5 protein-coding genes and 2 pseudogenes are annotated in these 5904 nt (G+C 36.5%); 3 read left to right on the top strand and 4 right to left on the bottom strand.

The genetic code is table 11. From position 1 onward, the window contains the following. The 3 genes from MOC86_RS25900 to MOC86_RS27595 form a co-directional block, all read left to right on the top strand. A partial coding sequence (locus tag MOC86_RS25900; protein ID WP_268586777.1) for an MMPL family transporter occupies positions 1 to 2177 on the top strand: 2177 nt, incomplete at its 5' end. 431 nt (positions 2178 to 2608) lie between these two features. Continuing rightward, the gene (locus MOC86_RS25905; RefSeq protein WP_268586778.1) at positions 2609 to 2752 is read left to right on the top strand and encodes a hypothetical protein; all 144 of its coding nucleotides are present in this window, start codon (positions 2609 to 2611) and stop codon (positions 2750 to 2752) included. Positions 2753 to 3544: 792 nt separating this feature from the next. Beyond that, positions 3545 to 3901, top strand: coding sequence for a VTT domain-containing protein (locus MOC86_RS27595; protein ID WP_419146694.1), 357 nt, complete (start codon positions 3545 to 3547; stop codon positions 3899 to 3901). 233 nt (positions 3902 to 4134) lie between these two features. Here MOC86_RS27595 and MOC86_RS25915 read toward each other — a convergent pair. The 4 genes and pseudogenes from MOC86_RS25915 to MOC86_RS25925 form a co-directional block, all read right to left on the bottom strand. Continuing rightward, positions 4135 to 4314, bottom strand: a pseudogene (locus MOC86_RS25915) (Tn3 family transposase); the annotation flags it as partial. Positions 4315 to 4368: 54 nt separating this feature from the next. Next, complete coding sequence (locus MOC86_RS25920; protein WP_268586780.1) at positions 4369 to 5481, bottom strand: nuclear transport factor 2 family protein; 1113 nt, start codon at positions 5479 to 5481, stop codon at positions 4369 to 4371. Next, positions 5408 to 5611 (bottom strand): helix-turn-helix domain-containing protein, encoded by a 204-nt coding sequence (locus tag MOC86_RS27600; protein WP_419146695.1) that lies wholly within the window; start codon positions 5609 to 5611, stop codon positions 5408 to 5410. Before MOC86_RS27600 ends, MOC86_RS25920 begins: the two co-directional genes overlap by 74 nt. Positions 5612 to 5765: 154 nt before the next feature. Continuing rightward, positions 5766 to 5904: pseudogene (locus MOC86_RS25925) on the bottom strand (IS6 family transposase); the annotation flags it as partial.

Raw genomic sequence — 5904 nt, forward strand, 5'->3', positions numbered from 1 at the left:
ATAAATTAGGATATTGGGTAGCAGGAAATAAGGTTAAGATTATTAGTGGAACGATAGCAATATTGATTGCTCTCGGTGTTTTGGCGGTAAATATGGGAATGTCCTTTAGTGAAGGAATGTCTATGTCAAACACAGAATCTGCTGATGCTGGGGAATTGCTTCAAAAAGAGTTTCCTTCTTCTAAGGAAAAATCAGGTGGGCAAGTACAATTAGTATTTAAAGCTCCAAAGGGCGAGACGCTAGACTCGCAGAAAGTAAATAAAGTTATAGAGGAAACATTAAACGAAATTAAAAAGGATGATCATGCGGTTACTTCAATCGCTACACCTGTACAACTAGGTAACTTATCGGAAAATAAGAAAATAGGCTATGCAACAGTCACGTATAAGGTAGAAGCTGATAAAGTCACGGACTCATCGAAAAGTATTGTCAAAAAAAATATAAAGATTACGCGTGATGCAGGAATTCAGACAGAGCTAGCTGGTACAGTCGCCTTTTCAGAAACTGAAGCAGGTGGACCAGCAGAAGGTATTGGCATCATTATTGCTTTCGTTATCTTGGCTATCACATTCACGTCATTTTTGGCTGCAGGGATGCCGATTTTAACCTCTATTATTGGATTAGGAATCGGGCTGCTAGCCATTGTGGTAGGTACCAATTTTATTGATATACCATCCGTTTCGCTTTCTGTGGCCGCAATGCTGGGGCTTGCAGTCGGAATCGATTATGCCTTGTTTATCATTGTTCGCTTTAGACAGCAATTAAAAGAAAATTATTCTGTTAGAGAGTCCATCGCAATCGCAACGGGGACGGCAGGAAGCGCCGTTGTTTTTGCGGGAATTACAGTTATTATGGGACTTATTGGATTATCTGTTACGAAAATACCTTTTTTAACAGCGATGGGATTTGCTGGTGCATTTACTGTCTTAATCGCAGTCTTCATTGCATTAATTTTGGTACCAGCTGTATTAGCCCTTATGGGTCACAAAATGGGTCCTTATAAGAGTAATCGATTATTAAGTAAAATAACAGGTAGAAATAAGAAACAAACTTCCTCTAATAAATGGGGCAAATTTGTAGTAAAGCGTCCGTTTATAGTAACTATTTTAGGAATTGGGCTACTAGTTGTTATAAGTACTCCATTTTTCCACATGCAACTTGGGCTTCCTGACAATGGAACAAAATCAGTAGAAACAACAGAACGAAGAGGGTATGATTTACTTTCTGAAGCTTATGGACCAGGATATCATTCCTCATTAGTTGTGGTAGCGAAAACAGATAGTAGTGTAAAGGATGCACAAACAGCAGCTAATGAAATTACTGAAGAAATCAAGGGTATTTCAAATGTAAAAACAGTAAATCCAGCCATACCAGGTTCATCAGGAAAAGTATTTATGATATCCGTAACACCTGAAACAGGTCCTAGTGATATAAAAACAAAAGATATTGTTCACGACATTAGGGATAAATCTAATAAGGAAGTTGAGTTACTAGTAACAGGTCAGACTGCAGCAGATATTGATCTTTCTGAAGGTCTGTCAAAAGCATTGGTAAAATTCGCTATCATCATCGTTGGATTTGCTTTTCTTCTTCTTGTGATTGTATTCAGGTCTCTTCTTGTACCATTAAAAGCTGTATTAGGATTTGTCCTTTCATTAGGAGCTACACTAGGATTTGTAGTATTTGTGGTTCAAGATGGTCATTTTCTTGATTTCTTCGGATTTCCGAACTCGAGTCCTATTTTAAACTTCCTTCCTGTCATTGTGGTGGCCATCTTATTTGGTCTTGCCATGGATTATGAAGTATTCCTTGTGAGCAGGATGCGAGAGGAATACATGCATACAGGAGATGCACGGAAAGCTGTTTTAGCTGGGATGAAGAGTAGTGGTAATGTCGTAACCGCAGCCGGCTTGATTATGGTTGCTGTTTTCACAGGATTTATGCTGACTCCTGATCCGATGGTCAAAATTATGGGGATGGCCTTGACATTTGGTGTTCTCTTTGATGCCTTTATTGTAAGATTAGCCATAGTACCAGCAGTCATGACTTTATTAGGGAAATCTGCTTGGTATTTGCCACGATGGATGGACAAAATTTTGCCTAATATCGATATAGAAGGCGAGTCTATCATGAAAATGATGACAGAAAAAGAAAAGAAAAAGAAATTTATTATATAAAGGTTGTAAAAAAGCTAATATAAACTTATTGTGTCCGTTCAATTTTTAGGTTGAACGGACTTTCTTTAAAAATATAAACGGCGGAGGACTATAATAAAAAGCAATAAAGATTCCTTGGGACTCCTTTTTATTATGTAGACAAAGACGACTTCTTATAGATTGTTAGGTTATTCAGCACACTAGCTATGTTATCGGACTTAGAACACCGGATAAGAATAGAAAATATACGTGATGACTACAGCAAAACTCTCAAAGTATATATGCCCATTCGTACATTTAAACATTGCCTTGTTGTACGATTTTTTTTATTAATTTCTCTATTATAATGTGATGTATAAGGAATTTTCAGTACTTATTTAAAGTGTAGATAGCAACTTAAGCAGATAAAAAGCACGATATATAATTTACTTAACACAAAGGGGATAATTAATATGAAAAATAAAATTTTATTTGGGTTGGCATACGCGCTTTCTCTAGTAGCAGGGTTCACCTTATTCTTTATAGAGAGAAAATATAGAAAGAAACATGAAGAAGATAAAGGAAATATAATTATCAATAAGAGTTATAACAATTAAGATGCTTCAATTATAAGTAGCTTAGTAAGAAATTAACTATAAATAAAAAAGACATCCAAATATACGAAAAAGCAAAGTCTAATTAAACGGAAAAAATATCAACTGAATCCTATTTTGCTAAACCTCAGCTTTTAATCACAGTATAAGCTGAGGTTTTATAATGTAGTGGAAATAATACAAGAACGGTGTTTATCTATCGCTCATACAAGCATTATACTGGGGGGGCATTCATATAGTTCAGAACTAGATAAGAGAGTTTGTTATCCTTATAAGAAAATAGGGAATTTTTAGAAAACTTATAAAGCGTATATCAAGGGAAGAGGTATTGGTAACGTGCCGTCAATTCAAAAGTTTATAGTGATTTTTTAATTTAGATAACTGTACAGAAATGTAAACTTTTTTTAAATGATGTTTTAAAAAGCACTAATAATTAGAGGTTTATACAATGCGCAAGGGTAAATCTTTAAAAAATAATCTAATGGGTTTTATTTTTTTGGTTGCTATATTATTGGCTGTTGCGGTCATTGGATGGATACTTTCATCCAATGGAGATCTTCCCAATAATTTTTATAAAGAGTTATTTACCAGTTTTATATCAGGAGATATACAGACTATTACTTCTAAATTAAGTGAAAACACGCTTTCTATTTTGTTGATCACCTTTCTCATTATGTTTATTCATAATTTGTTCCCTGTTGTTCCACTGTATCTTGTTACTTGGATAAATACTAGTCTCTTAGGTCTTCAATTTGGGTTAGGTTGGAGCATACTTACTAGTGTGATCTGTTCAGTATGTGTATTCCTAAGTGTTCGATACGCCTTCCAAGATTGGGTATTGAGCAAAGTAAATCCAAAAGTATTAAAAAAGTGGAACTTAAAGGGTTTTGGTACGTATTGGGATCTAGAATACTCCCTTTTGCTCCTTCAAGCATCATTAATGGGGTTTCAGGCATTAGTAGTATCAAACTTTTTCCTTTTACCATGGCAACAACATTTGGGACTTCCATTTTACTTGTCGTCTATACACTTATTCAGGAGGGATTGCTATCACAAAGTGTTAGTGAATATTTAGTTGGGATTATTTTTCTTTCAGGATATGTTTTCTTTTTTGTTGTAAAAAAACTAATTTTCAGAAAAAGGTTTTTTTAGATGAATTCTATCTGGTGCTTTAGTTCCATATATTAACTGGATTTTGGCTGCCTCTATTTAATTTGATAAACAAAGGTAGATTGAAAATTTAAAGAATGGTTTGCTTTGGAGTTTGGAATTAAAGGAAAAGAAAAGGGGTTCTGCCGACAAAACGCAGATATTATACGTTAATACATTTTTTAGAAAGTAAAACCCTAATTTTTCTACGCTAAGGAGAAAAATCAGGGTTTTACTTATGTTCTAAGTGGACGTAGGAAATGAATAGAGTTTGAAATCTCAGGTTTAAATGAATATTCACCTAAGAAATTAACATGTTTCCATCCCAATGGGGATATATGAGGAAGTAATTCCTCTTTACATTTTCCTATCGTTTTCAAATGCTCAATTGCTTGCAATAGATACATGGTATTCCATTTGAAGGCAGCTCTTTCGATACGCATTTTCATGACAGTCTACATAGGAAAAGCTTATTTTGTCCATGATTCAACCACTTTCACACCATTTCCATCTTCTGCAAAGTGAAGGAACTGCATCACATCACCAGCGGTTTTTTCACCTGTTGTTAAGTCCTGATTCGTGATCCTGTAATGAATGGCCGCCCAATCTCCACTAATCAGCATATTATCAAAGTAAATCCGCTTCACATCCGTCGATTCAGCAGCATCCTTTACAGCGTCCTTGTATTTTTCCAGTGTCATAGTACCCGAATTTGTATGGTACTGCATATTGCTATCATAATAGGTATCCGCCCATGTCGCCCAGGCATCGTAGCCTTGGTTCCAGTTATCAAAATCGTTCAAGATAGCGTTTTGAATTTTCTTAGCCATCTTGGTATCAATGGGGGTTGGATAAGCAACAGGGTATTTTTTTTCCAGATTCGAGGTGTCCGGTATTGACGTATTGATGATTTTCTCTAATTCGGCCTGTTGCGCCGCCTTTTCCTCTTCGGTTTGGAAGTTAGATAATTCGGCAAAATCGGCTCCCTTTGTTCCAGCCCAGCCTTCCAGAACCCGGGTACCCAGTTTGTCCCCATAATCCTTAAAGTGGACGAACTCCATCACACTTCCGTCTACTGCTTCACCGGTCTGCCTGTTGATCGTTGAGATATCATAGCGGATCGCAGTCCAGTCCCCGCTGACGATCATATTATTAAAGTTGCCCATCTGAATATCGCTGGTTTTCAGCATCGCATTCATGGAGTCCTGATATTCCTTCAGAGTCAGTTTCACACCGTGAACATTGTAAAGGGAATCCTCCGTATATAGAATATCTCCCCACGCCTTCCAAGCATCATAGCCTCTATTCCAATTTTCAAATCCATTTAGCAGACGGTTTTGAATGTCTTTTCCCAGTTCTGTGTCGATGGGAGTAGGATTCATCACTGGAAATTTCCTTATAAGCTCTTTTGTGTTTTCATAAGAATTGGAAATCGTGGACGGAGCTTTCTCATCCGTAATTACCGTGTTCTCCGAGGAAGAAGACCAATCAGAAGGGACATTATCAGCATCAGCGCCTCCCGCTGCCGATCCTAAAATCGACATTGCCACTCCAGTTACCATTATTTTTTTCATTTTCATCATAGCTGGCCTCCTTACTATTATTTAAATAAGTTGATAAGCAATATTTAATCTCTCCAGCCAGTGTTTCAGCAATGCGGAAAGTTGTTGCCTTCGGTAGCATTAGCATTCTACTTAGCTCCGATAAACCGATTACATTTTTATCCCTCTTTCAAAACGGACCAACGGTCCATTTAAATTGTGACAATTTTCTATATATTATCATCTAAACTTTCCAAAAACAAGGGTTCTGGTGCAAAAACCTATTACTAGAGACATAGAGAACCAGTTTCCTTTAAGTTGCTAACTTATGAAGCTAATCCAAACAGTTGATGGATGAATTCTTTTTGATTTTGGACAGACTTCTCCCTTTGGTGAGTCTGTTTCTTTTTAATCATATGCATGGCTTCTATGCCACACAGTATGTAAGTAGCTGTACGAAATGAC

This window comes from Priestia endophytica (genome assembly GCF_026790145.1).
In the GTDB taxonomy this organism is placed as follows: Bacteria; Bacillota; Bacilli; order Bacillales; family Bacillaceae_H; genus Bacillus_I; species Bacillus_I endophytica_A.